At 37.1% G+C, this 25,247-nt stretch carries 25 protein-coding genes and 1 pseudogene; 6 read left to right on the top strand and 20 right to left on the bottom strand.

Going from position 1 to position 25,247, the window contains the following annotated elements:
* Positions 1–19: 19 nt before the first annotated feature.
* Positions 20–1,387: a CDP-diacylglycerol--serine O-phosphatidyltransferase gene (pssA, locus tag HSM_RS00875; protein WP_012340837.1), complete on the bottom strand. Its 1,368-nt coding sequence runs from the start codon at positions 1,385–1,387 to the stop codon at positions 20–22.
* 165 nt (positions 1,388–1,552) lie between these two features.
* On the opposite strand from pssA, the gene HSM_RS00870 reads away from it, so the two are divergent.
* From HSM_RS00870 to HSM_RS00860, 3 genes are all read left to right on the top strand, one after another.
* Positions 1,553–2,605 (top strand): TrmH family RNA methyltransferase, encoded by a 1,053-nt coding sequence (locus HSM_RS00870; RefSeq protein ID WP_012340832.1) that lies wholly within the window; start codon positions 1,553–1,555, stop codon positions 2,603–2,605.
* An 8-nt stretch (positions 2,606–2,613) separates the two neighbouring features.
* Complete coding sequence (locus HSM_RS00865; protein ID WP_011608452.1) at positions 2,614–3,615, top strand: substrate-binding domain-containing protein; 1,002 nt, start codon at positions 2,614–2,616, stop codon at positions 3,613–3,615.
* Positions 3,616–3,678: 63 nt separating this feature from the next.
* Complete coding sequence (locus tag HSM_RS00860; protein WP_041605193.1) at positions 3,679–4,470, top strand: alpha/beta hydrolase; 792 nt, start codon at positions 3,679–3,681, stop codon at positions 4,468–4,470.
* Positions 4,471–4,604: 134 nt separating this feature from the next.
* Here the strand turns inward: HSM_RS00860 and rplS are convergent, their stop codons facing one another.
* The 6 genes from rplS to yczE all read right to left on the bottom strand — a co-directional run bounded on the left by rplS (position 4,605) and on the right by yczE (position 9,054).
* Positions 4,605–4,955, bottom strand: a complete 351-nt coding sequence (rplS, locus tag HSM_RS00855) for a 50S ribosomal protein L19 (RefSeq protein WP_011608450.1) — start codon at positions 4,953–4,955, stop codon at positions 4,605–4,607.
* Positions 4,956–4,990: 35 nt separating this feature from the next.
* Positions 4,991–5,728 (bottom strand): tRNA (guanosine(37)-N1)-methyltransferase TrmD, encoded by a 738-nt coding sequence (trmD, locus tag HSM_RS00850; RefSeq protein ID WP_011608449.1) that lies wholly within the window; start codon positions 5,726–5,728, stop codon positions 4,991–4,993.
* A 53-nt stretch (positions 5,729–5,781) separates the two neighbouring features.
* A complete protein-coding gene (gene rimM / locus HSM_RS00845; protein WP_012340788.1) occupies positions 5,782–6,309 on the bottom strand; it encodes a ribosome maturation factor RimM in 528 nt (175 codons plus the stop codon).
* Between the two features lie 26 nt (positions 6,310–6,335).
* Positions 6,336–6,584 (bottom strand): 30S ribosomal protein S16, encoded by a 249-nt coding sequence (rpsP, locus tag HSM_RS00840; RefSeq protein ID WP_012340778.1) that lies wholly within the window; start codon positions 6,582–6,584, stop codon positions 6,336–6,338.
* Between the two features lie 180 nt (positions 6,585–6,764).
* On the bottom strand, positions 6,765–8,330 hold the full coding sequence (locus HSM_RS00835) for a glycosyltransferase family 2 protein (protein WP_233145364.1): 1,566 nt from the start codon (positions 8,328–8,330) through the stop codon (positions 6,765–6,767).
* A gap of 79 nt (positions 8,331–8,409) precedes the next feature.
* Positions 8,410–9,054, bottom strand: a complete 645-nt coding sequence (gene yczE, locus HSM_RS00830) for a membrane protein YczE (RefSeq protein WP_012340758.1) — start codon at positions 9,052–9,054, stop codon at positions 8,410–8,412.
* Positions 9,055–9,229: 175 nt separating this feature from the next.
* Here yczE and HSM_RS00825 point away from each other — a divergent pair, with 175 nt between their 5' ends.
* Both HSM_RS00825 and deoD read left to right on the top strand, forming a co-directional pair.
* The gene (locus HSM_RS00825) at positions 9,230–10,489 is read left to right on the top strand and encodes a NupC/NupG family nucleoside CNT transporter (protein ID WP_011608443.1); all 1,260 of its coding nucleotides are present in this window, start codon (positions 9,230–9,232) and stop codon (positions 10,487–10,489) included.
* A gap of 132 nt (positions 10,490–10,621) precedes the next feature.
* A complete protein-coding gene (gene deoD / locus HSM_RS00820) occupies positions 10,622–11,338 on the top strand; it encodes a purine-nucleoside phosphorylase (RefSeq protein ID WP_012340740.1) in 717 nt (238 codons plus the stop codon).
* Positions 11,339–11,506: 168 nt separating this feature from the next.
* Here the strand turns inward: deoD and gshAB are convergent, their stop codons facing one another.
* The 9 genes from gshAB to trmJ all read right to left on the bottom strand — a co-directional run bounded on the left by gshAB (position 11,507) and on the right by trmJ (position 20,134).
* Positions 11,507–13,780, bottom strand: coding sequence for a bifunctional glutamate--cysteine ligase GshA/glutathione synthetase GshB (gene gshAB, locus HSM_RS00815; RefSeq protein WP_012340734.1), 2,274 nt, complete (start codon positions 13,778–13,780; stop codon positions 11,507–11,509).
* Positions 13,781–13,914: 134 nt separating this feature from the next.
* Complete coding sequence (fdx, locus tag HSM_RS00810; RefSeq protein ID WP_011608440.1) at positions 13,915–14,256, bottom strand: ISC system 2Fe-2S type ferredoxin; 342 nt, start codon at positions 14,254–14,256, stop codon at positions 13,915–13,917.
* An 11-nt stretch (positions 14,257–14,267) separates the two neighbouring features.
* On the bottom strand, positions 14,268–16,118 hold the full coding sequence (hscA, locus tag HSM_RS00805; protein ID WP_012340717.1) for a Fe-S protein assembly chaperone HscA: 1,851 nt from the start codon (positions 16,116–16,118) through the stop codon (positions 14,268–14,270).
* A 41-nt stretch (positions 16,119–16,159) separates the two neighbouring features.
* The gene (gene hscB / locus HSM_RS00800; protein WP_012340710.1) at positions 16,160–16,678 is read right to left on the bottom strand and encodes a Fe-S protein assembly co-chaperone HscB; all 519 of its coding nucleotides are present in this window, start codon (positions 16,676–16,678) and stop codon (positions 16,160–16,162) included.
* 12 nt (positions 16,679–16,690) lie between these two features.
* Positions 16,691–17,014 carry an iron-sulfur cluster assembly protein IscA gene (gene iscA, locus HSM_RS00795; RefSeq protein ID WP_012340699.1) on the bottom strand — a complete coding sequence of 108 codons (324 nt, stop codon included), beginning with the start codon at positions 17,012–17,014 and terminating at the stop codon, positions 16,691–16,693.
* Between the two features lie 165 nt (positions 17,015–17,179).
* A complete protein-coding gene (gene iscU, locus HSM_RS00790) occupies positions 17,180–17,563 on the bottom strand; it encodes a Fe-S cluster assembly scaffold IscU (protein ID WP_011608436.1) in 384 nt (127 codons plus the stop codon).
* A 76-nt stretch (positions 17,564–17,639) separates the two neighbouring features.
* Positions 17,640–18,854, bottom strand: coding sequence for an IscS subfamily cysteine desulfurase (locus tag HSM_RS00785; RefSeq protein WP_012340679.1), 1,215 nt, complete (start codon positions 18,852–18,854; stop codon positions 17,640–17,642).
* A gap of 78 nt (positions 18,855–18,932) precedes the next feature.
* Positions 18,933–19,340, bottom strand: a complete 408-nt coding sequence (iscR, locus tag HSM_RS00780) for a Fe-S cluster assembly transcriptional regulator IscR (protein WP_012340669.1) — start codon at positions 19,338–19,340, stop codon at positions 18,933–18,935.
* A gap of 53 nt (positions 19,341–19,393) precedes the next feature.
* A complete protein-coding gene (gene trmJ, locus HSM_RS00775) occupies positions 19,394–20,134 on the bottom strand; it encodes a tRNA (cytosine(32)/uridine(32)-2'-O)-methyltransferase TrmJ (protein ID WP_011608433.1) in 741 nt (246 codons plus the stop codon).
* Positions 20,135–20,305: 171 nt separating this feature from the next.
* Between trmJ and suhB the strand changes: the two genes are divergently transcribed.
* Positions 20,306–21,112, top strand: coding sequence for an inositol-1-monophosphatase (gene suhB / locus HSM_RS00770; protein WP_012340649.1), 807 nt, complete (start codon positions 20,306–20,308; stop codon positions 21,110–21,112).
* Positions 21,113–21,192: 80 nt separating this feature from the next.
* On the opposite strand, the gene HSM_RS00765 is transcribed toward suhB, so the two are convergent.
* The 4 genes and pseudogenes from HSM_RS00765 to HSM_RS00755 form a co-directional block, all read right to left on the bottom strand.
* Positions 21,193–22,287 carry a methyltransferase regulatory domain-containing protein gene (locus HSM_RS00765; protein ID WP_323749064.1) on the bottom strand — a complete coding sequence of 365 codons (1,095 nt, stop codon included), beginning with the start codon at positions 22,285–22,287 and terminating at the stop codon, positions 21,193–21,195.
* Between the two features lie 51 nt (positions 22,288–22,338).
* Positions 22,339–22,647 (bottom strand): annotated as a pseudogene (locus tag HSM_RS11225) (class I SAM-dependent methyltransferase); the annotation flags it as partial.
* Between the two features lie 207 nt (positions 22,648–22,854).
* A complete protein-coding gene (gene tldD / locus HSM_RS00760) occupies positions 22,855–24,303 on the bottom strand; it encodes a metalloprotease TldD (protein WP_012340628.1) in 1,449 nt (482 codons plus the stop codon).
* Between the two features lie 137 nt (positions 24,304–24,440).
* Positions 24,441–25,223, bottom strand: coding sequence for a family 6 glucosyltransferase (locus HSM_RS00755; RefSeq protein ID WP_012340619.1), 783 nt, complete (start codon positions 25,221–25,223; stop codon positions 24,441–24,443).
* Between the last annotated feature and the right edge of the window lie 24 nt (positions 25,224–25,247).

Raw genomic sequence — 25,247 nt, 5'->3', positions numbered from 1 at the left:
GAAGTGCTTTGAATAACCCTTACAAAATCATCTTCACTAACTTATCTGCTTTAATGCGGGCAAATTTTTTCAATATTTTTTGTACCGGCTTCGGATACTGAGTCAGATCACTTAACTCAGTATAATGTTTTAGAACAGTGGTATTTCGACGAATATAGGTCAACTCTTGTTGAATTTGTGCTTGTAACTGTTGTTTCGGATCATGGATAAATAAGCCATTTTCCGCATCTAAACGCCAAGCACGAGGATTTAAATTATTTCCTGTCAACAACATATAACAATCATCAACCCAAATGCCTTTTAGATGGTAGCTGTTTTCACCATCTTTCCAAATCCGGACAACTAACTGCCCTTGTTCAATTTGCTTGGTAAATTTTTTACTAAAATGACGCAAATTTTTCTCATAAAGATATGGCAATGCTCCCGCCATTTTAAAAGGCTCTGATGGAGGAATATAAAAATCACTAGCAGTTTTATCACCTACAATAATTTCTACTTGCTTTCCTTTAGCCAGCAAACGGCGTACTTTTTGCTGTAATAAACGAGGAAAATTAAAATAAGGCGTACAAATTGTTAACTTATCCTCAACAACTTGAAATAAATCTTCAATGGTTTGATTAAGTAAATTATGATTTGCACCTAACCCAAATAATGGACAAATCGTCAAACTGTCATTTAAGGTCACGGAAGATTCCACATAATACTGTCCCTCACCGGCAAGATATTTACGAAAATTACGAATATACTGACGAATTTCTTTGGTTTTAGGACGATCACTGGAATCAAGCGGATAAACCACATTAGGATCGAATAAATAATTCTTAACAAAGCTGACTAAGATATCAGCCAATCTCTTATTTTCAATTTTATGATAACGATCATAACGATATTTTGTTTGTTGGTGTAGATACACATTATTAATGCTCGCACCGCTATATAAAACCGTATCATCAAACACAAACCCCTTAATATGCAATACACCGAATACTTCTCTAGTATTGATTGGCACACCAAAAAATATATTAGGATCGTCAGCCAACTGATATTTACTGCGTTCATCACAATACCAATCCGCATTCGTGGCACTTTTCTCAGCACCAAGTAAATTACGTTGTGCACGATGCCAATCAACCAAAATTTTTACCTCTAATTCAGGATTTGCCTGTTTAGCACGATAAATCTCATCTAGGATTTGCTGTCCCGCCTCGTCGTTTTGCCAGTAAAGTGCGGTGAAATAAATTCTTGATTTTGCTTGACGAATACACTGAATAATCTGTTGTTTAAAATCTGAAGAATGATAAATAAACTCAACTTGCTCTGCTTGCAAAGGAATACAAGGTAACCGCTCCAAATTTTGTTTCGCCCGTTTTGTTTTATTGATCAACATAATTCACTTCTCTACGAGTTTGTGTTTGGCTGGCTAGTTTACAATATTTAGTCGGTAACTTGGTAGAAAAAAGGTATTTTTTCGTTATAATGTTCACAAAACTCTATAAAGTGCGGTGTTTTTTTGCTCACTTTATCTTTTTCTAACCTTAAATTAATATCCAACATGAAGACAAAAAAACCAATTTTTCAACAAGCAAATAATGAAAAACGCTTTACTGAACGCTTTGTCAGCAACAAAAGATATGAAAAATCTACATCAAAATCACCGCACGTTGACAATAACTCAAAGCGAGCTTTATCCAATCGGCACTCTCGCCCTCAAAATACACAAAATACGGCTTCCCACACTCATATTATCAATACCACTATGGAAAAGCCAAACGGTACAGGACAAGTACAAGTTGTGCTAAAACGTTCAAGTTTAGTTGCAAAAACTGAAAAGAAAACTGGCCCTTTATCGCCACGTGCACCGGAGAAGATCAAGAAAAATCGTGCAGAGGAAATGAAAGTATATGGTGAAAATGCTTGTTTATCCCTTTTTGCACAACGTCCGGAAAGTATTGTGCGTGTTTGGACTACGGTAGAAATGGCACATAAAGTGGGGGATTTGTTTAGCTATTTAGCCAGCAATAAAAAAGTCTATCATGTAGTAGATAATAGCGAGTTAGCCTTAGTCAGCGGCACTGAACATCACGGCGGTATTTGCATGTTGGTCAAAAAACGCCGTCCATTTACTTTGCACGGCTATTTAGATATTCCACAGCAAAAAAACTGCCTATTGGTTTTAAATGGTGTGCGTAATCCACATAATATTGGCGGAATTATCCGCACTTGTGTATGTTATGGTATAAGTGCGGTTGTTATTGACGATGTTGAACTTCTTCATTCTGCAGTAGCAATGCGAGTGGCAGAAGGCGGTATGGAATATATTCATCCGCTGGAAATTGATCGCACTGAAACGGCATTGGTTAAATTGCGACAAGCAGGCTATCAAATCGTTCATCTAAGCTCAAATAAACACGCCAAAACCATTAAGCAATTACAACTCGATGATAAAGTTGCATTTGTACTGAGTGAAGCTGATACTGAATCATTAGCGGATAAAGCAGATGAACTGATTAATTTGTCATTAGTTAATCCATTAAAACACGGCTTGAATGTTTCTGTTGCAACAGGCATATTGCTGGCAAAATGGACAGAAGTAAAGTTATGTTAGGATAAGAAATGCCCGATAAACGTAAACGCCCCACTTTGCAAGATATTGCCTCTCATCTTGGTATTACTAAAATGACGATAAGTCGTTATTTGCGTGATCCACGTCTTGTCGCACCAAAAACAGGTGTGCGTATTGCCGAAGCTATAGAACACTTCGGATATATTCCTAATCGTGCACCGGAAATTTTATCCAATGCGAAAAGCAAAGCAATTGGTGTACTTGTACCCTCTTTAACAAATCATGTTTTTGCCGATGTAATTAAAGGTATTGAGAATATTACCGATCAAGCAGGTTATCAAACCATGTTAGCCCATTATGGTTATTGTCAAGAAAAAGAAGAAAAACGAATTGAATCGCTTCTCTCTTATAACATTGATGGACTTATTTTGTCGGAAACAGAACATTCGGCAAGAACGCTAAAAATGTTAGATGTGGCAAATATTCCCGTTGTCGAAATTATGGATACCAGCGAATTCGGTTTACAACAAGTGGTGGGGTTCAACAATATAGCGGCAGCACAGTCTATGGTGGAAACAATGATTAAACGAGGCTATAAAAATATTGTCTATTTCTCTGCTCGTATGGATAAACGTACCCGTTTAAAAATGCAGGGTTACGAACAAGCAATGAAAAAACATCAACTGACACCTCACAGTCTCCTCACGGAAGAACCCTCATCATTTACTTTAGGTGCGGAACAATTAAAACTGGCATTAAAAAAACATCCCCAAATTGATGGCATTTTTTGTACCAATGATGATTTAGCAATTGGTGCGTTATTTGAATGTCAACGTCAAGGAATTGACGTACCTAAAGAAATCGGTATTGCAGGCTTCCATGGGTTAAATGTTGGATTATCTTTAACGACACAAATTGCCACAGTACGCACACCACGCTTAAATATCGGTGAAGTGGCGGCAAAAGAATTACTTAATCGTATAGAAGGTATTGTACCTGAAAATTACATGATCAATCTCGGATATAATATTCATTTAGGTGAAAGTATTTAAAAAATCACTTTGTTTTACTTTTATAAGGTTTTTGCTGTGAAAAATACTAATTATTATTTAAAAATGGAAGAACATTTTCTTTACGTCCCCTACTATAACCGCACTCGTCGTATTCGAGTGTTATTGCCAAAAGATTATTACACAGATACGTGGGATAGTTATGCAGTACTCTATATGCATGACGGACAAAATATTTTTTATAGTAAAGAATCTTACTCAGGTTACTCTTGGAAAATTATTCCAACCATTAAACACCATAAAGAATTTCCTAAAATTATTATTGTTGGCATAGATAATTCAGGTGTAGATCGTCTTGATGAATATGGACCTTGGCGTACTGACGTAGGCTCGTCACCGGAAATTAAAAAGTGCGGTGGGAAAGGTATGGAATACGGCAAATGGGTAGTCGAGATCGTTAAACCATTCATTGATCAACATTACCGCACTAAACCACAAAAAGAACATACTTTGCTTGCCGGTAGTTCCATGGGAGGAATTATCACTGCCTATATGGGGTCAGCATATCCACAAATTTTTGGACATTTAGGTGTTTTTTCTCTCGCATCTTGGTTTAGTGAAAAAGATTTTCTGCATTTTATCCACCACAATCCAATTGATAAAAATAGTAAAGTCTTTATTCAAGTAGGCACTAAAGAAGGAGATGATGTTGATTCATTATTTATTTCAAATATGAACCAAGCCTATATTGATTGCACACTCCATTATTACCAAGCCTTATTACGCACAGGTCATCCATTAGATAACATTCGCTTACGAATGATGGCAAATGAAATTCACCATGAAAAACACTGGGCAGATCATTTTGTGGAATTTTTGCATTTTGCATTATTGTAATATGTGCTCATTCATCATATTACTTAATGTTCTATTAATGGTTGGATTTTATGATTTAAGGTCAAAACATGCCAATCTTTCTATAAATAAACCCCTTGGAGTATCCAAGGGGTTGTTTATATAAGTCTAATAAACTAATTACCAAGACGCTCTTTAATACGAGCAGACTTACCTGAACGCTCACGTAAATAGTAAAGTTTGGCTTTACGTACCGCACCTTTACGTTTAACAGTAATACTGTCGATAATTGGTGAATGTGTTTGGAATACACGCTCAACACCTACGCCGTTAGATATTTTACGTAAAGTGAAAGCACTATGTAACCCACGGTGACGAATTGCAATAACCACACCTTCGAATGCTTGTAAACGACGTTTACTTCCTTCCACTACCCATACTTTAACTTCTAAAGTATCCCCTGGACGGAAGCTAGGTACGTTTTGTTTTAATTGTTCTTGTTCAATTTGTTTAATGATATTACTCATTGTAGTAATCCTTCTTATATCCTAGATTTAACTGATTAACTGTTTTCTTGTTTAATCTGCGATAACAGCTTACTTTGTTCGTCAGTCAGAGCTAGGCTTTCCAATAGCTCAGGTCGTCTTAACCATGTTCGTTGCAAAGACTGCTTTAATCTCCACTTACGAATTTCCTCATGATTACCAGACATCAATACAGGAGGTACAGTTAAACCGTTTAATTGTTCCGGTCTTGTGTAATGTGGGCAATCTAATAGCCCTTCTGCAAAAGAATCTTCTTGTGCAGAGGCTTGTTTACCCAAAACACAGGGAACAAATCTTGCGACTGCATCAATCAACGTCATCGCCGGCAATTCCCCACCGGTAAGAACATAATCTCCGATTGACCATTCTTCATCAATTTCAGTTTCAATCAATCGTTCATCAATGCCTTCATAACGCCCGCAAACAAAAATCATTTTTTGATTTCTGGCAAGCTCTTGAACACCATTTTGATCCAGTTTACGTCCTTGAGGCGAAAGATAAATCACTTTCACACCATCACCTGCCACAGACTTTGCACAATGAATGGCATCACGCAAAGGTTGCACCATCATTAACATTCCCGGTCCTCCACCATAAGGGCGATCATCTACCGTTTTATGTTTATCAAAGGTGAAATCTCTCGGATTCCAATATTGTATCTCCAGCAGGTTTTGCCTAACTGCTCGTCCTGTTACTCCGTATTCCGTAATAGCTTTGAACATTTCAGGAAATAGACTAATAATCCCGATCCACATTTACTTACCTTCTGTGTTTATGTTACTGCCAAAGCGTTACAGATTACCTGAGGTTAGAAACCAGCATCCCAGTCAACTTCAATAGTTTTAGAACTGAGATCCACTCTTTTAACTACTTGTTCATATAAGAACGGAATCAACCGCTCTTTTTTACCAAAAGCATCTTTTGTACTTGCACGTACAACCAACACATCATTGGCACCGGTTTCCATCATTTCAGACACAACACCCATTGCATAACCTTGTAGATTCACAACTTGACAACCGATTAAATCATGCCAATAAAAATCCCCCTCATCTAATAGAGGAAAAATGGATAAATTTACTCCGATTTCAACATTTGCCAGAGTTTGTGCGACCTCACGCTCATTAATGCCTTTTAATTTAACAATTAACTCGTGATTATGAAATTTCCAGCTTTCCAATTCAATTGGTTGCCATTGCCCCTTGATTTTTAAAAACCAAGGTTGGTAATCAAAGATACTTTCAGCTTGTTCTGTTGATGAATAAAGACGCAACCAACCACGAATTCCGTATGTTGAACCTAATTTTCCAACGACTTCTATTCTTTGTTGTTCCATTTCATTCACCTATAAAATCGCTAAAATTAAGCTGCCTTTTGAGCCTCTTTAACTAAGCTAGCAACACGATCAGATAAAGATGCACCATGACCAATCCAATGATTCACACGATCTAAATTGATTCGAACACGTTCAACATTACCTGATGCTAACGGATTGAAAAAACCAACACGTTCAATGAAACGACCATCACGAGGTGAACGACTGTCAGCTACTACGATTTGATAAAACGGGCGTTTTTTAGAACCGCCACGAGATAAACGAATGGTTACCATAACCTTCCTCTAACTAATTTAAACTAAAAGAAAACCCACATCAAAAGAGTGGGAATGCTTACTTTTTTCTCTGTATATATAGACAAAAAGCCTGAAGATTGTACTCTTTTTTAGCTAAAAAGCAAGTCTATTTACATCTCCCTGCTGAAAAGTGCGTTACAAAAATATAAAGAATAATATTTAATCCAATTTAATTTGGTTCAATCCATTTGAACAAAAAACCAATTTATCTTCAATTGCTCGTTTAAGTAATTCATCATTAACCGGCAAGGCTTTTCTATCTTCTTCAGGATGCCACAAGTGATATGCAATCGCTGCAAACTTGATGTTTTTTCTTTTTCCTCCATTATTAAAAAAACGAGCGACAAATTCACTATCCTCACGCCCCCAACCAACAAAATCATTATTAAAACCATTAATTTCTAAAGCATCAGATAAAAAGAATGCCATATTACACCCTCTTATCCCGTTATAATAATGCACTCTTTTAGTTCTTTGGATAAATTCAGACAAGAAAGGAATATGCAACGCCATTAAACGTTTTTCAAAACGAGTTTCAAGCCCTTTTTCATACCATTTAAAAGAGGAATATTGTTCTGATGATTGTAAAAGTGCGGTCGTTTTATCCTTAGTGAGCAATATTCTTCCCCCCCCCACAAATACATTCTTTTCTGCCGCTTTACGGTGATCCGAAATAAATTGAGGATGTAAAACCATATCGCCATCAATGGTTATTACATATTCTGACTCAACTAAAGATAATGCTTTGTTTCTAGATTCAGCTAAACGAAAGCCCGTATCCGGTTGCCAAACATGTTTAAGTGGAATAGGAAAAATTGCTTGATATTTTTGAATAAGTTCTTTGGTATCTTCTGTTGAGCCGTCATCAGCGATAATTACTTCATTCGGCAAAAGGCTCTGTGCTAATACGGATACTAACACAGCCTCTAAGGCATCTGGGCGATTATAAGTTGTTATAATTAAAGCAGTTGTTAAACTCTGATTAGCTTCCATTAATTTAATATATTTATAGTAAGAACCGCTGGCGTTGGCAAAAGAAATAATAAAACCATCGCCTCCCGATAAAATCCCCCTCTTTAATATATAACTTTTGAAAAATGCAACTATTCCATGAGCAATTGCTGACAATACACTACTTTTCTTTCTATATTTTTGTTGTTCCGCAAAAAGAGCGGTGTAATGTTGCATTTTATTAATCAACATCTCACTACTATCAAAAGAATAATGATTAAATTCATGCTTTAAGCGAACTACCTGTATATCATCTGCAATCTCTAATGCCTCATGCACTCGCTTGTCATCAAATTTTACCAACTTTTTATTATATAAACGTTTCACAAAGTCGGGATACCAACCACAAGTTTTTATTGGCTTTCCACGGTAATGATTAATTCTTAACAATGCGTAAACTTTGCGGGGTTCATCGAAATTAAGCTGAGAAATCTCTTGAATAAGCTGGGGTTGTAAAATTTCGTCGCTATCAATATTTAGAATCCAATCATAACTTGCATAAGTTGCAACTAAATTTTTCATCGGTCCAAAACCAATGAAAGGTGAATGATAAATTTTGACATTAGTAAATTGTTTTGCAATTTCAATAGATCGATCTGTTGATCCATTATCTAACACAATAATTTCAGGGAAATCTTTCAAAGAACTAAGGCTTTTTGCCAAATATTTCTCGGCATTTTTCACAAGCATTGTGACACTGATTGGTAATCTCATCATAGGTTTATTTAGATATAGAATAAAATGGCAAAGATTATATGCTTTAAAATTAAGACTGGCAATAATGCCATATTTCTTAGACCGACTTGTTAAGTTTCATAATAAAATAAACCCCTAATTGAATAATCCAACCAATACTGGTAGCAAATAATAGTGTACCAATTCCTACTGTTCCGCCTAGCAAAAAACCCAAAAAACAAACAGAAACCTCCATAAGAGTACGGACTATTCCTATTCTTAATTTAAAGCGATGACATAACCCAACCATTAATCCATCTCGAGGTCCTGCCCCTTGATGGCAAGTCAAATAAAATGCGGTTCCGATACCAAAAAAAATAATACCCGTTATAAGATAGCAAAACCTTGCTAAAAGGGAACTCGGCGGAGAAATATAAAATATACTTAAACCAAGAAATAATGCGATCAGAACAACATTCAGAATTGTTCCAAAACCAACTTTTAATCTTAACGGAATCCACATTAACATTACTAAGATACTTACTATAAATGATGCCCAGCCAACACTAAATTGTGCTTGTAAAGCAATGCCTTGAGACAAAACTGTCCAAGGTGCAGAGCCTAAATTGGATAAAACCAACAATCCATCACCAATACCGAGCAAGGAAAGTGAAAAACATAATACCAATAGCGACTTTGTTTCTATTTCCCACAAAGATTTGGCAGCCCAAGGAGTTTGAGGAAGCTCATTAAATTTTTTCATTATTACGACCCAACAGTTGCGTTGTGTTAATCATAATCGAAATTAAATTTAATCCAAAACAAAGAATATTTATAAATTTAAAAAAGCCATAACTCACTTAGAAAGTACAAGATTTTTTATATAAAACCGAGTAGAATACGTGCATTTTTAACACACCTATAAGGATATTCACATTATGAGTTCTCTGATTAGCATTATCGGTATCTTCGCTTTATTATTAATAGCCTTTCTTTTATCTAATAATCGTAAGGCGATTAATTATCGTACAGTGCTAGGTGCACTATTAATTCAATTTTTATTTGGTGCATTTATTCTTTATGTTCCCGTTGGTCGTCAGGCACTACAAAGCGTTGCAGGAGCAGTACAATCAGTCATCAATTATGGTAATGAAGGGATCCGTTTTCTATTTAATGGGTTAGCGCCACAAGCCGATGGTTCTATGGGCTCAGCCGGTTTTGTTTTCGTTATCAACGTCCTTCCAAATATTGTTTTCTTCTCCGCATTAATCTCCCTACTTTACTATATCGGTGTAATGCAATGGCTGATTAAAATCATCGGCGGAGCATTACAAAAAGCATTAGGCACATCAAAATCCGAGTCTATGTCGGCAGCAGCCAATATCTTCGTGGGACAAACAGAAGCCCCCTTAGTCATTAAACCTTATATTAGCAAAATGACAGAATCAGAGCTGTTTGCAGTAATGTGCGGTGGTTTAGCCTCTATCGCTGGTTCAGTCATGGCTGGATATGCCGGAATGGGTGTGCCTCTAACCTATCTAATCGCAGCTTCATTTATGGCTGCTCCAGCCGGATTGTTATTTGCTAAAATTCTTATCCCACAAACTGAAAAATTTAATGATAATTTCGAACAAATACAACAAGAAAAACCAACAAATATTCTTGATGCAGCCGCCGGAGGTGCATCATCTGGTATGCAACTTGCCTTAAATGTGGGTGCGATGTTGATCGCATTTGTGGCTTTAATTGCATTACTTAACGGAATTCTTGGCACTATCGGAAACTGGATTGGTCAAGAAGGACTTTCTCTTGGCATGATCTTTGGTTGGGTTTTCAAGCCGTTAGCCTTCATTATTGGGGTTCCTTGGGAAGAAGCGGAAATTGCTGGTCGTATGATTGGAACCAAATTAGCAATTAATGAATTTGTTGGTTATTTAGATTTTGTACCATACCTTGCAGCTGATGCAGCGGTGCAACTAAGTGATAAAACTAAAGCAATTATTACTTTTGCCCTCTGTGGATTTGCAAACTTTAGCTCTATTGCAATTTTAATCGGTGGCTTAGGGGCAATGGCACCAAATCGTCGTGGTGATATTGCTCGCTTAGGTATTAAAGCGGTAATTGCCGGTTCATTAGCAAACTTAATGAGTGCAACAATTGCAGGTCTATTTATTGGATTAAGCGGTGCTGCACTGTAAAAGTGCGGTTTAATTCCGTCATCCATATTTCACACCATGACCTTTCGTGGTGTGTTCATTTTAGGTAAAAGAAAACGATTGCTTTATTGCTTTAAGGAAAAATAATATTTTAATCAACAAAAGGACACATTTATGACGCCACATATTAACGCACCAGCCGGTGCATTTGCCGATGTTGTTTTAATGCCGGGAGATCCGTTGCGTGCAAAATATATCGCAGAAACATTTTTAGAAAATGCACAAGAAGTAACAAATGTCCGTAATATGCTTGGTTACACAGGTACTTACAAAGGACGAAAAATATCAGTGATGGGACATGGAATGGGTATTCCGTCTTGCTCCATTTATGCCAAAGAATTGATCACAGAATATGGCGTAAAAAAAATTATTCGTGTCGGTTCTTGTGGTGCAGTCAACATGGATGTCAAAATTCGTGATGTCATTATTGGTCTTGGTGCTTGTACCGACTCAAAAGTAAATCGTATTCGCTTCAAAGATAACGATTTCGCTGCCATTGCGGATTTTGGCATGGCACGAGCAGCCGTACAGGCTGCAAAAAATAAAGGAATTGATGTAAAAGTAGGTAACTTGTTTTCCGCCGATTTATTTTATACACCAGACCTGGAAATGTTTGATGTCATGGAAAAATATGGCATTTTAGGTGTGGAAATGGAGGCTGCCGGCATTTATGGTGTAGCAGCTGAATTTAAAGCCAAAGCCTTAACAATCTGTACTGTTTCTGATCATATCCGTACGCATGAACAAACCAGTGCAGAAGAGCGACAATTAACTTTCAATGAAATGATCGAAATTGCGTTAGAATCTGTTTTGTTGGAGGACTCACTATAATTGCTTACCACAAGCAGTAGCATAATAGACAAAATCGTTGCTAATAACGTCAAAAATATATTATTAGCAACCATTTTTTCCATTACACCAGCAAATCAAATTTCTGGGTAAACTACCAGCCCTTATCATTAACAGTCTAAAAACTGCCTATTTTATGAAAAACATTATTTACTTTACTTCCGGAAACAACATGTTAATCACATTTCTTGTTAATCTTCTAGATTGTCCGGCATAAGGGAAGATGTGCATCATCATCATTGGATTAAAATTCGCTTCAATTACGCCCCAAGAACTTAAATCAGGCTGTGCCGGTTCTTTCAAATCGGAAATAATCAGATCCACACCGCACACAGCAGCCCCCATAGCTTTTGCAATCCCCACCGCCAGTTGTTTATAACTCAAATGCATTTCATCAGTTATATCAATGCTGTCACCGCCTGTACTAATATTAGAATTTGCCCGCAACTGAACAATTTGATCTTTAGCTGGAATACTCTCAACAGTCAAACCTTGCTCTTTCAACTGCAATTGCTCAATATCGCCTAATGCAATTTTTTTCAATGGCGTACGACTACCATCACCACGCAATGAGTGAGCATTTTTTTGAGCTACCAATTCAGCCACAGTATGAATGCCATCGCCTACTACATTTGCCGGAACACGTAATAAAACTGCCAATGTTTCCTCACCCAACACAAAGAAGCGGTATTCAGTACCAACTAAATAATCCTCCACCATAATTTCTTTATCTTCACGGAACGCAATTTCCACTGCCTTGGCAAAATCTTCTCTATTATTCACACCTTGCTGAAAAATTGTAATCCCCAAGCCATAGTTAGTAGATTTAGGTTTAATAACGACCGCTCTTTTTTCAAACAGGCTATAACCGACTATCGCTTGTTTAACTGAAGTAAACTCCTGACTCTGTGGAACATTAAACCCCGCCTTTTCCAATACTTTTTTCGTAACCACTTTATTTTCCATAATAAGAGGAGAAATATAGCTATCTTTCGAAGTCATATTACCATTTTTTACATATTCAACATGTTCACCAAATTGTAAGCGTAAAAATTGATCTCGTTCATCCAAGATCTCAAAACTGATACCTTGCTGAATTAAATCAAACATTAAGGCTTGAGTTGAAAGTTCCATGTTATCAAAAGCGGTTAACGCATAAAAACGCTCAAAAGCATTTTCTTTATATTGTTTGGCAAGCTCTGCACCTAATTTTTGATAACCGCCTTTCTGCTCAATTTCTTGGACTAAACGACCACATAACGTCAACCCGGGATCAGCAAATTGAGCTAATTTTTCTCGGACAAAACTCACCGCACTTTGGTCTGCCCCGATACTTTGTAACATACTGATTAACTGATTAAGTAACCACTCACCTTCTTCTCGATAGGCAGTTTGTGCCAACGGATTTTCTAGAGCTACTTCCGCTAGACGGCTACGCCCCAGTTCAACACCTTGTTGATCTGGCATTTCATCAAGCCAAATCATCAATAGTACAAAATGATGAATAAATCTTGCATCCGCAAGGCTCATACCGTATTGCTCGAAAGGATTGAGATCAAACAAGCGAAATTCTAAATATTTAATTCCATTTTGAATTAAATCTCTCGCCTTTTTCGCACCTCGTAAACGCACATTGGAATAAAATTCTTTCTCTGCTATCAGTTTTCCGCTTTTAACCCAATGCTCCAGACTTTCTGCATATTGTTCTAAACTATCAAAAGAAACAATGACCTCAGGATCATTCACATAACCATATTTGCTTGAACGTAAACTGCGAACATATTCACCTTTTCCTAATGGCGAACTACCTTTAAAATAATTACTCTCTACCGTTGGTGTTGCTGATAATAAGTACAATAAAACCCATTGATAACGAAGAAAATTTTTCGCCATTTTCAAGTATAAATTATTCTGAAAATCTACCGCACTTTTTTGCTCTTGCTGTAAATCAAATAAGGTTTGAATGAGTTCCGGAGCCAACTGAAAGTTATAATGGATTCCACTGACCATTTGTTTATTTTTTCCATAAGACTGAACTAAATGTTCACGATATGCCACATCTTCAGGGTTATCCAATTGAGCGACTTTTATCAATTCATCTGAAGGCAATCCTGCCGGCATACTCAACGGAAAAATAAATTCATCCTCAGGCAAAGAACGCAAAACAACTTCATGAATAGCGGATAACCATCTTAAACTATCTTCTAAATTTTTATTGGGAGGCGTGATCAATTCGAGCTGACTTTCCGCAAAATCAGTTTGAATGTAGGGATGGTAAGATCTGTTACCAAAACATTTAGGGTGTTCGGTTGTTACTACCGAACCGTCTTGATAAACTCGTTGGCTTTCTTTTTCTAAACCAAAGGAGCCTTGTTGAAACAATAAGCCAAGTTGATGTTGCTTAATTAAATGTTGGATTTTCATTTATATCCCCTTTACTTGAGAATAAAGCCTGTATATTACTGAATTTTCGCTCAAAAAGCAGAGAATAATTGGATATAACTTATATAATTTGAGCATAATAATTAAGGTGCTAAATGCACCTTGATATAAATGGATCAATGAGCCGCTTCATTAGCATGATTCAAATTATAACGTGGAATTTCTACTACAAGATCTTCCTCTCCGACCACACATTGACAAGAAAGACGGCTATCCATTTCTAAGCCCCAAGCCTTATCTAACATATCTTCTTCTTGTTCTGTTGTCTCATTTAAACTGTCAAATCCCTCTCGAATAACAACATGGCAAGTGGTACAAGCACAAGAGCCATCACAGGCATGATGAATTTCCACGCCTGCATTATGTGCAACGTCTAATAGATTTTCTCCCGGTGCAGCATCAACAACCATTCCTTCGGGACAAAAATCTTGATGAGGTAAAAAAACAATTTTGGGCATTCTACTTTCCTTTATTTAATATGTTCAATATGTTGCCCGCTTAATGCTCGACGAATAGATTTATCCATACGGCGAGAGGCAAATTCTTGCGTTGCTTGATCAAGCATTTTTATCCCTTGCTTAATAGCAAGGCTATCTTCTTCTTGAATCAATTTTTGTAATGAAACTAAGGCATTTTTAACCGCACTTAATTCATTATCATCTAAAAGATCTTCATCTTGCTGTAATGCCGAATAAACACTTTCAATGACTCTGGTAGCATCAACACGCTGTTCTGTTAGTAAACGAGTTTGAATATCTTCTTTAGCATGCTCCATTGAGGATTTTAGCATATTAGCAATTTCATCATCAGTTAAACCATAGGAAGGTTTTACTTGAGTTGATGCTTGTACTCCTGTTGATTTTTCCACCGCAGTAACACTTAATAACCCATCAGCATCAACTTGATAAGTGACTCGAATACGTGCTGCACCTGCCACCATAGCCGGAATACCTCGTAAAGTAAAACGAGCCAAAGAGCGACAATCAGTAACCATTTCACGTTCACCTTGTAACACATGCACCGACATAGCTGTTTGCCCATCTTTGAATGTAGTAAATTCCTGTGCTCTTGCTACCGGAATAGTAGTATTACGAGGAATAATCTTCTCAACCAAGCCTCCCATAGTTTCAATACCTAATGACAACGGAATCACATCGAGCAATAACATTTCACTATCAGGCTTATTTCCTACTAAAATATCCGCCTGAATAGCTGCACCTAATGCCACCACTTTATCAGGGTCAATAGAAGTCAGCGGTGTACATTGGAAAAACTCACCAACTTGTTCTCTAACATAAGGAATACGCGTTGAACCGCCCACCATCACTACTTCCAATATATCTGATGGAGTTAAATTGGCATCCTTTAACGTCCGACGACAAGCTAATAATGAACGTTTGACTAAACCTGAAATCAGAAAATTAAATTCATCACGCATAATTTCCAGATTTTGCTCTGCATAAGAAATCCGGATTTTATCGTTCGTGGTCAAAGCAACTTTGACTTGGTTTGCGACTTCAATAAGTTGACGTTTTTCACGATCATTTTGAGGTGCGACTGTTGATTTTTTTACAATCCACTCCGCTAATAAATGATCAAAATCATCACCACCAAGTGCGGTATCACCTCCGGTAGCAAGCACTTCAAACACACCTTTGGATAAGCGTAAAATGGACACATCAAAAGTACCGCCGCCTAAATCATAAACAGCAATCACACCTTCTTGTCCACTATCCAAACCATAAGCGATGGCAGCTGCGGTTGGCTCATTAAGTAAACGCAATACCTTTAAACCTGCTAACTTTGCAGCATCTTTGGTACTTTGTCGTTGAGCATCATCAAAATAAGCAGGAACAGTAATCACTGCACCAGTTAATTCTCCACCCAAACGTTGCTCAGCAAGTGCGGTCAATTTTTTCAAAATTTCGGCTGAAATTTCTACCGGACTTAATAATCCCCGTCTTGTCTTTAATAGAGGTAAGCCATTTTCAGTTGCATTAAATTGATAAGGCAAATTAGGATAACGTTGCTGTACATCAGTACAACTACGTCCAATTAAACGCTTCACGGAAATAATGGTATTTTGCGGATCTTGACTGGCAAGTTGACCTGCCTCATACCCCACAATCGCTTGATCTTCTGTTAAATGAACTATCGATGGAATAAGCAAGCGATCCTGTTCGTCCCGCAAAACTTCACTACTTCCACTACGCACAGCTGCAACCAAAGAGTTTGTTGTCCCCAAATCAATACCTACAGCTAATTTATGTTGGTGCGGTGCCGCACTTTGCCCTGGCTCCGCAATTTGAAGTAATGCCATACTCTATTATCTCGTCATAACTTTCTAAATAAATTACTGAGCTAAAAACCAGCTAACTGTTCTTCAACCCGTTCAATTTCAACAAATAATTTTTTAATAAAACGTAAACGATCATTTAGCAATTGAGCTTGTTGCCAATTTTGTTGTGCCAGAAATTCTTGTAGCTCCGCTAAAATATCACGTTGTACACACTCGACCTCTTGCGAGAAGTGTAATAACTTATCCATATTTTGTTGTTGCTCAACTTGCTCCAACCGTTCTCGCCATGCCATTTGCTGCATCAAAAACATCATATCTTGATTAGTTTTTTGCTCTATATTTTGTTCACCAAGATGCAAATTGATTATACTATCAGCACGACTGATAGGATCTTTCAGTATTTGTAAAGCATCATTAATTTCAGCAGATTTTTGCAGTGCTAAACGTTGTTCTTGGGCAGATCTATGAGCAAAATTATCAGGATGCAAAGATTTTTGTAGCGTTAAATAACGCTGTGAGAGTATTTGTTGATCAAGATTAAAATCAATTTCCAAATCAAATAACGCAAATGGATTTATCATATATATGCCTGCCTATACGTTGAAACTTTCACCACAACCACATTCATCTTTTACATTCGGATTACTAAATTTAAAGCCTTCATTTAGTCCCTCTTTGACAAAATCCAGTTGAGTCCCGTCTAAATAGACTAAGCTCTTATGATCCACAATCACCTTAACGCCATCTTGCTCGAAAACCTCATCATCTTCATTTAAAACATCAACGAACTCTAAAACATAAGCTAAGCCTGAGCAACCTGACGTTTTAATCCCTAAACGTAAACCTATTCCTTTTCCTCTTTTTTCTAAAAAAGTACGAACTCGGTTTGCAGCTGCTTGTGTTAAGGTGATACTCATTTATTCTCCTTAATCAATATAGTTAATTCTCAACTCATTATAACTGCTAGAAATTTAACTACCTATCTAAACATAAATCCAACTAAAGGGAACTAAACACAAAAGGAATAATGTGGCTTAATATTAAAATTATATGCACCTCATTACTCCTTTAATCTTCTTTAGCTATTCAGCTTTTTTCGCTTTATAATCAGCAATTGCAGCTTTAATCGCATCTTCTGCAAGAATTGAGCAATGCACTTTAACCGGCGGCAATTCCAACTCTTCAGCAATTTGGCTATTCTTAATCGCTTGGGCTTCATCTAAAGATTTACCTTTCACCCATTCAGTGATTAAGGAACTTGACGCAATTGCCGAACCACAACCATACGTTTTAAATTTAGCATCTTCAATGATACCTTCATCATTTACTTTAATTTGTAATTGCATGACATCACCACAAGCAGGTGCACCAACCATACCGCTACCGACTGTCGGATCTTTTTTATCAAACGAACCTACATTACGAGGATTTTCATAATGATCAAGTAATTTTTCGCTATATGCCATTTTTCGTTCCTATTTTTTCTCATTTCTTAAAATGGGTAAGCGATAAACCTACCCAACAAACTGCTAAACTCTTCTATTAATGATGAGTCCATTCAATACTGTTTAAATCAATACCCTCTTTGAACATATCCCAAAGTGGAGATAAATCACGTAACTTTTTCACCGCACTTTTAACTAAACCGATAGAATAATCAATTTCTTCTTCCGTAGTATAACGCCCCACAGTAAAACGAATTGAGCTATGTGCCAATTCGTCATTTAACCCTAAGGCACGCAAAACATAAGAAGGCTCGAGACTTGCCGATGTACAGGCAGAACCGGAAGATACCGCAATATCTCGTAACGCCATCATTAAACTTTCACCTTCAACGTAATTAAAACTAATATTTAAATTATTACCTAAACGTTGTTCCATTGAACCGTTTACATAGGTTTCTTCAATATCTTTTAAGCCGTTATATAAACGATCACGCAAAGCGGTTAAGCGTGGCATTTCTGTTGCCATTTCTTCTTTAGCAATACGATATGCTTCACCCATGCCCACAATCTGATGTACAGGTAAGGTTCCTGAACGCATACCACGCTCATGACCGCCGCCATGAATAATTGCCTCCAAACGAACTCGTGGTTTACGGCAAACATATAAAGCACCTATACCTTTAGGTCCATATAATTTATGACTGGACATAGAAAGTAAATCTACTTTTAATTCACTCAAATTAATGGGCAATTTACCGACGGATTGAGTTGCATCGGTGTGAAATAATACCTTACGTTCACGGCAAATTTCACCAATTTTAGCAATATCCTGTACTACACCAATCTCATTATTGGCGTGCATTATAGAAACCAAAACCGTGTCATCACGAATAACGGATTTTAATTCCTCTAAATCTATCAAACCATCTGATTTGGGATCTAAATAAGTCACTTCAAACCCTTCACGTTCAAGCTGGCGACAAGTGTCTAAGATCGCTTTATGTTCAGTTTTACAGGTAATAAGATGTTTCCCTTTAGTTTGATAGAAACGCATCACTCCTTTCAATGCAAGGTTGTCCGCTTCTGTTGCACCAGAAGTAAAAACAATCTCACGACTGTCCGCACCGATTAAATCAGCAATATGATTGCGAGCAACATCAACCGCTTCTTCAGCCTGCCAACCAAATTTATGTGAGCGAGATGCCGGGTTTCCAAAATTTCCATCAATGCTTAAAAACTCCATCATTTTCTTCACTACACGTTCATCCACAGGGCAAGTTGCCGCATAATCTAAATAAATAGGTAATTTCATTACTCTCTCCTAAAAAATCTTTTCTTGTACCGCACTTTTAGCCGGTTTTATCACTATCTCAAACGTGTACTGCTCATTTCACTTGGCTTGTTTTGCAACTAATTCTGCAATCGTTATTTCATTTAAGAAATTTTCAATTCGTACACTCAATTCTTCCCACAAAGAATGAGTTAAGCATTTTACTCCCCCCTGACAATCGCCATTCCCCAAACATTTTGTAACGTTAATATTTTCATTAACTGCGTTAATTACCATGCCAATGGAGATCTGATCAGTAGATAATCCTAACTGATACCCGCCACCAGGACCACGCACACTTTTCACTAAACCACCACGGCGTAATTTAGCAAAAAGCTGTTCTAAATAAGAAAGGGAAATATGCTGTCGTTCAGAGATATCCGCTAAACTAACAGGTCCAAGCTCAGCATTTAACGCAATATCCAAAATAGCTGTTACCGCATACCGCCCTTTTGATGTTAATTTCATTCTCAATATCCTTTAGATCCACATTGAGCGGATATATTACTAATCCTACTAAATTAGTCAACTTCTAATTTTTTGCAATTAATTCGCTTTTCTACCGCACTTAACATACCACGCAAAATATTCAACTCATTTTTTTCAAGTTGAACACGCTGATATAAACGTCTTAATTTTTTCATAACCCCTTGATTTTGAATAAAACCAAGTTGTTGATAGAGTTGTTCGGTATGTGCAAAAAAATGCTCTAATTCTTGAAATGTCGGATAGTTATTTGCTATCACAGAAAACGGTTGTTTCAGTTCTTTTAACGAGGCAAGCCAAGCTAGTCTAAGTTCATAGCTGATTAATTGCACTGCCATAGCCAGATTTAATGAAGAATATTCAGGATTAGCCGGAATAGTTAAATGATAATGGCATTTTAATAATTCATCATTTGTCAGTCCAACTCGTTCACGCCCAAAAACAATGGCTACTTTTTGAGATGACAAACTTTGTATGACTTTTTCAGCACATTCTCTCGGTTCAATTAAGGTACTTTGTAAATGTCTTAACCTCGCACTTGTGCCAATAATAAGAGAACAGTCCGCTACAGCTTGAGAAAAACTGTCCGCCACTACCGCACTTTTTACCACATCTTCAGCACCCGCAGCTAACGCAACAGCCTGTTCATCAATTCCCTGTTTGGGTGCAACTAAACATAATTGATTTAGTCCCATTGTTTTCATTGCACGAGCAGCAGAACCAATGTTGCCACTGTGAGAAGTTTCAACTAAAACAATTTTGATATTTTCCAACATTAAGACTTTTACCTTACTTAAAATTGTGGGTATTTTAGCATAGCCCCTATAATTTACGAAAAGTTATTTGATCCCTAAAAAACCGTTAGGAAACCTAAAATCTACTCGCTTTTATAGGCAAAATTCACTATAATCCCACCCCATGTGTTCTTTGAAATCTGGTGGAAAGAGATGAATCCAATGTTAAATATCGCTATTCGTGCGGCACGAAAAGCGGGTAATATAATTGTTAAAGGTTATGAACGCCGCGATGAAATTCAAACAATGCAAAAGGGTATAAATGATTTTGTTACGAATATTGATAAAGCCTCAGAAGCAGCAATTATCGAGGTTGTTCGCAAATCTTATCCCGAGCATACAATTATTACTGAGGAAAGCGGTGCTCACGAAGGACAAAACAACGATATTCAATGGGTAATAGATCCACTAGATGGTACGACAAACTTTGTCAAAGGCTTACCGCACTTTGCTGTATCTATCGCTGTCCGTGTAAAAGGTCGCACTGAAATAGGCGTGGTTTATGATCCTATTCGCAATGAATTATTCACCGCTGTGCGTGGTGAAGGTGCGAAAATTAATGAATTACGTTTACGTGTTGATAGCAGTAAACGTGACCTTCAAGGTGCAATTTTGGCAACCGGATTTCCATTCAAAAAACCCTCTCTCATGCCAACCCAATTTGCTATGATGAGTAACCTTACTGAAAATGTTGCTGATTTTCGTCGTGCAGGTTCTGCCGCACTTGATCTTTGCTATGTTGCGGCTAATCGTGTTGACGGTTATTTTGAAATGGGCGTTAAACCTTGGGATATTACGGCAGGTGATCTGATTTTACGTGAAGCTGGTGGTTTAGTATGTGATTTCTACGGTGGTCATAAATATTTCACTGACAGTCATATCGTTGCAGCAACACCACGTCTTGTAAAAGAAATACTCAATAAAATCCAACCTTGTTTAGCACCTGATTTTAAAGTTTAAATTTAAACAAATAGAGCGTATTCAATGCAATATTAAATACGCTCATTATACTATCTCACGATTGGACAATTTACACAGTACTATTTATATTCCGTGAAATAACCGTACTCCTTAAGTGCGTCCAATTGCCGAACAATCACTTCTTTGATGTCTTTATCTTTAATCTTTTTATTCGAAAGTTCATTGCCGTTTTCATCATGAAGGACAATGGTATTGTTTTCAATGTCCTCTCGCAATTGTTTGATTAAATCCTTGACTGTTCTAGTGCCATCGAGAAATTGTGCGATATATTGCGGCAAGAAATCTAAGTTGAGTACCTGATAGTATCGATTGGACAAGCAGGTAATATTGGGATTATGTCTGACCAAATCAATCAATCTTCGGTACGGCTCAAACAATTTGGGTTTGCTGTCATAGCCGGTCGATGTTTCTGGCTCAAAACATAAATAAACATGATTAGAATAAATAATAGAAAGAATTAATTTGTAAAGTTCAGTTTCGTCATATTCGGGGAATTTTTTGGCATACTCACAAATATCGCCAATTTTACAAGGATTGTTATGCTCTTGAAGATAAGTACATAATAAATTATTTAATGGGGTATCCGAAATTTCCGCACCTATGTCCAACAACTGCCAATGCGCTTCCTTATCATCAGTCGCAGGGCTATAACGCACATCTGTTCTGAAATAGATATCATAGAAATGATGGCAATGATTGTATTGACTGATATTATTGGTAATCCCTTTGTCCGCCAAATTTTGTTGATGGGTAATAATGCTGTGTCTAAAAGAGCGGTTATTCAGGAAATCAATAAATTGTTCTACGGCTTCCAAGCGGTAATCAAAATAGGCACACACTTTCTCATATTCATCATGTTCAAAATGCACATCTGAATAAATAGCGGGAAAAGAACTATCGGTTAAATAGGCTAAATGGTATGCCTCAAGTTGGCTGATAAATTCCCTGAAATAGAAAGGTTGGTTAAAATCCTCAAAGTATTCATGAGCCACGTAAAATTTATCTTTATCAGGTATTTCTTGAAATGAATGCGATAATACTTTATATAAGTCAGCATTCTTTCGTTGCAAAATGGAAGAGGTAAATTTTAATAACTCAAAAGATTGGTCTATACGCTCCAAACTGCTTAAATTCGGATTGCTTCCAAAACACATCAGCTCTTTAGCGACATCTCGAATTTTCCAGCCTGGGTAGGTATTATAGCTAATATGAGCGATACCGTTGGGAGATAAATACTCTTGGATGGTTTTTAAAATTGCATGGCGTACCGCTTCCGGCACCCAGCTAAAAACACCATGACAAATAATATAGTCAAACTTAATATTAAAGCTCACTTGGCTAATGTCAGCAGCAACCAACTCTACGTTTTTCACGCCGACCTGTTCCATCATTTGCTGGCCGATATTAATTTGGTATTCAGATAAATCAATACCGACTAACTGGCTATTAGGGTGTCGAATAGCAAAGGGCAATAAATTGCCGCCAAAAGAACAACCGATTTCCAGCACCTTAGCTGTTTCTAAGGGGGGGGGGTAAAAGCCCTTTAATCTTAGCTAAAGCATGTAAACGAGTAGGTTGACAAGCAGCAAAAACTTTAGAAGTATAAGGTAGTTCGTTATATGCTTGAGCCAATTGCAAATTTGATTGAGTCGTTTCAGTCACTGTCTATATTCTCTATAAAAATTAATTATCTAACAAATCACAAATTCACCATAGTTTAATTAAGCGGTTCCGCCCACGGTAATTTGCTCTATCTTACAAGCCGGTTGACCAACGCCAACCGGAACACTTTGTCCATCTTTACCACAAACACCTATGCCATGGTCTATTTCCATATTATCGGCTACCATAGATACTTGTTGCATCACTTCAATTCCTTGTCCGATCATAGTTGCACCTTTAATAGGCTTGGTTATTCTGCCTTTTTCAATTAAATAGGCTTCCGACATGGAAAAAGTAAATTTTCCGGAGACGATATCCACTTGCCCACCACCAAAGTGCGGTGCAAAAATGCCATAATCGACCGAAGCAATTAAATCTTCAAACTTACTTTGCCCCGCTAACATATAAGTATTAGTCATTCTTGGCATAGGCAAATGAGCATAAGATTCACGACGCCCATTTCCAGTCGGTTTCACACCCATTAAGCGAGCGTTCATTTTATCTTGCATATAACCCTGCAAGACACCGTCTTTAATCAATACATTACATTGACTTGGCACGCCCTCATCATCTATTGTCAACGAGCCTCTGCGATTCGGTAGAGTACCGTCATCAACAATAGTGCATAATGGAGAAGTAACTAATTCCCCAATTTTTCCTGTAAACAATGAGCTTCCTTTACGGTTAAAATCACCCTCTAATCCATGCCCCACAGCTTCGTGTAATAATACACCCGGCCAACCGGCGCCCAACACTACCGGCATCAAGCCGGCAGGTGCTTCAATAGCGTCTAAATTCACCAATGCTTGACGTGCTGCTTCTTTCGCAAAATAAATCGCACGTTGTTCGCCCTTATAAGGCTCAAAGAACCAATCAAGTCCTACTCTCGCCCCAACGCCCGCACTTCCTTGTTCTCTTTTTCCCGCTTTTTCCGCCATCACGAAAATAGATAAACGAATTAACGGTCGAACATCAGCTGCTAACGTACCATCTGTTGCCACAACTAAAATTTCTTCATAAAGAGCGGTTAAATTCGCTACAACTTTTGTCACATAAGGGCTATATGCACGAGCGGTACGGTCTACTAAATGTAATAATTCAATTTTTTGCTCTTTATTCAAACTATTTAACGGATTTACTGCAGGATAACGAGTAATCGCATTTACAGCGTTAAAGCCAATCGGTTTAATAATATTACCTTGATTTGGCAAAGCAATTCCTTTTACTGCATTGGCACATTGCTGTAAACTGACCAAATCAATCTGATCGGAATAAGCAAATCCTGTTTTCTCGCCAGTTACCGCACGCACACCAACGCCACGGTCAATATGAAAACCGCCTTCTTTGATAATACTGTCTTCCAATACCCAATTTTCATCTTGACTGAGCTGAAAATACAAATCTGCATAATCAATCTGGCGATGAGACAACATATCAAATGTATTTTTTAAATTATCCAGTTCTAAATTATTTGGAGCAAGTATAGATTCTTGTACTTTGTTTAACATCTTGTTTTTTTGTCCTACCTTAACAATATTAGTTCTTACAAAGAACTTTAAATACAGCCCTAATTCTCTCTTTTAAATAGAGACGATACACATTTAAATTCAACAAAAAAATTGACCAATTAAATTCGATCCGTTCATCAGTAATCCCTCTCATGTAATTCCCCCCCCCCGAACCTATAATGATTCTTATTTCTCATAACTAACCGAACATCATGATTTTTTAAATATAAGGGATTAATATAATGAGACTTTTTACTTGGGAAGTACTGTTGCCCTTCATCCAACAAATAACTATCCGGCAAAATAAATATTTTTTCTTTATTTCGCCAACAATAATGATTTAAATGACTTTCATCATGCCATAGTGCAATAATGTCCTTTTTTAAATCTAAATAGATATTGTCATTTAATTGCTGACACATCTCTAAAAAAGCAGACGTTTTACCGCCGTTAAAACTGCCCATAACATAATGTTCACCCTCCCCATAAGGAATATATGACGTGGACAACGGATTTCTGTCATAAGTAGTTTTATCAATATCTAAACCGATAAACCAAGGTTGTAAAATCATAATTAACTCTTTATCGGATGCAAGAACTTCATTTTGATGTATATCTTTAATAAAAATCATATTCGCATTAACAAAAAAGAGATAATCCAACTCTTTAAATCGCTCTTTCTCTTTTAAAAACATATCAAAACGCATCAACGTATCATAAGGCCAACCTAATTTTTTTTGATATATTCTGTGAACATTTCCACTTTCCTCTCCTAAAAAACTTCCCTCATAATCAGAAAATAAAAAATATTTCTTAGGTAACTCAGGTAGAAAATGCTTTTCCGCACTTTTATAGAAATCTTCCCAAAGAACGTGATAACGCCCTGTCGCAATATATAAAATTCCAATATTCTTAACCATACCGATACCTTGAATAATGAATAT

Origin of the sequence: Histophilus somni 2336 (assembly GCF_000019405.1) — a bacterium.
GTDB lineage: Bacteria > Pseudomonadota > Gammaproteobacteria > Enterobacterales > Pasteurellaceae > Histophilus > Histophilus somni.
This window is presented reverse-complemented; position numbering and strand designations above follow the sequence as displayed.

Coding starts and splice junctions, on each gene's coding strand:
- pssA (WP_012340837.1), bottom strand. CDS start 1,387: ATGTTGATCAATAAAACAAAACGGGCGAAACAAAATTTGGAGCGGTTA.
- HSM_RS00870 (WP_012340832.1), top strand. CDS start 1,553: ATGAAGACAAAAAAACCAATTTTTCAACAAGCAAATAATGAAAAACGC.
- HSM_RS00865 (WP_011608452.1), top strand. CDS start 2,614: ATGCCCGATAAACGTAAACGCCCCACTTTGCAAGATATTGCCTCTCAT.
- HSM_RS00860 (WP_041605193.1), top strand. CDS start 3,679: ATGGAAGAACATTTTCTTTACGTCCCCTACTATAACCGCACTCGTCGT.
- rplS (WP_011608450.1), bottom strand. CDS start 4,955: ATGAGTAATATCATTAAACAAATTGAACAAGAACAATTAAAACAAAAC.
- trmD (WP_011608449.1), bottom strand. CDS start 5,728: ATGTGGATCGGGATTATTAGTCTATTTCCTGAAATGTTCAAAGCTATT.
- rimM (WP_012340788.1), bottom strand. CDS start 6,309: ATGGAACAACAAAGAATAGAAGTCGTTGGAAAATTAGGTTCAACATAC.
- rpsP (WP_012340778.1), bottom strand. CDS start 6,584: ATGGTAACCATTCGTTTATCTCGTGGCGGTTCTAAAAAACGCCCGTTT.
- HSM_RS00835 (WP_233145364.1), bottom strand. CDS start 8,330: ATGAGATTACCAATCAGTGTCACAATGCTTGTGAAAAATGCCGAGAAA.
- yczE (WP_012340758.1), bottom strand. CDS start 9,054: ATGAAAAAATTTAATGAGCTTCCTCAAACTCCTTGGGCTGCCAAATCT.
- HSM_RS00825 (WP_011608443.1), top strand. CDS start 9,230: ATGAGTTCTCTGATTAGCATTATCGGTATCTTCGCTTTATTATTAATA.
- deoD (WP_012340740.1), top strand. CDS start 10,622: ATGACGCCACATATTAACGCACCAGCCGGTGCATTTGCCGATGTTGTT.
- gshAB (WP_012340734.1), bottom strand. CDS start 13,780: ATGAAAATCCAACATTTAATTAAGCAACATCAACTTGGCTTATTGTTT.
- fdx (WP_011608440.1), bottom strand. CDS start 14,256: ATGCCCAAAATTGTTTTTTTACCTCATCAAGATTTTTGTCCCGAAGGA.
- hscA (WP_012340717.1), bottom strand. CDS start 16,118: ATGGCATTACTTCAAATTGCGGAGCCAGGGCAAAGTGCGGCACCGCAC.
- hscB (WP_012340710.1), bottom strand. CDS start 16,678: ATGATAAATCCATTTGCGTTATTTGATTTGGAAATTGATTTTAATCTT.
- iscA (WP_012340699.1), bottom strand. CDS start 17,014: ATGAGTATCACCTTAACACAAGCAGCTGCAAACCGAGTTCGTACTTTT.
- iscU (WP_011608436.1), bottom strand. CDS start 17,563: ATGGCATATAGCGAAAAATTACTTGATCATTATGAAAATCCTCGTAAT.
- HSM_RS00785 (WP_012340679.1), bottom strand. CDS start 18,854: ATGAAATTACCTATTTATTTAGATTATGCGGCAACTTGCCCTGTGGAT.
- iscR (WP_012340669.1), bottom strand. CDS start 19,340: ATGAAATTAACATCAAAAGGGCGGTATGCGGTAACAGCTATTTTGGAT.
- trmJ (WP_011608433.1), bottom strand. CDS start 20,134: ATGTTGGAAAATATCAAAATTGTTTTAGTTGAAACTTCTCACAGTGGC.
- suhB (WP_012340649.1), top strand. CDS start 20,306: ATGAATCCAATGTTAAATATCGCTATTCGTGCGGCACGAAAAGCGGGT.
- HSM_RS00765 (WP_323749064.1), bottom strand. CDS start 22,287: ATGTGTTTTGGAAGCAATCCGAATTTAAGCAGTTTGGAGCGTATAGAC.
- tldD (WP_012340628.1), bottom strand. CDS start 24,303: ATGTTAAACAAAGTACAAGAATCTATACTTGCTCCAAATAATTTAGAA.
- HSM_RS00755 (WP_012340619.1), bottom strand. CDS start 25,223: ATGGTTAAGAATATTGGAATTTTATATATTGCGACAGGGCGTTATCAC.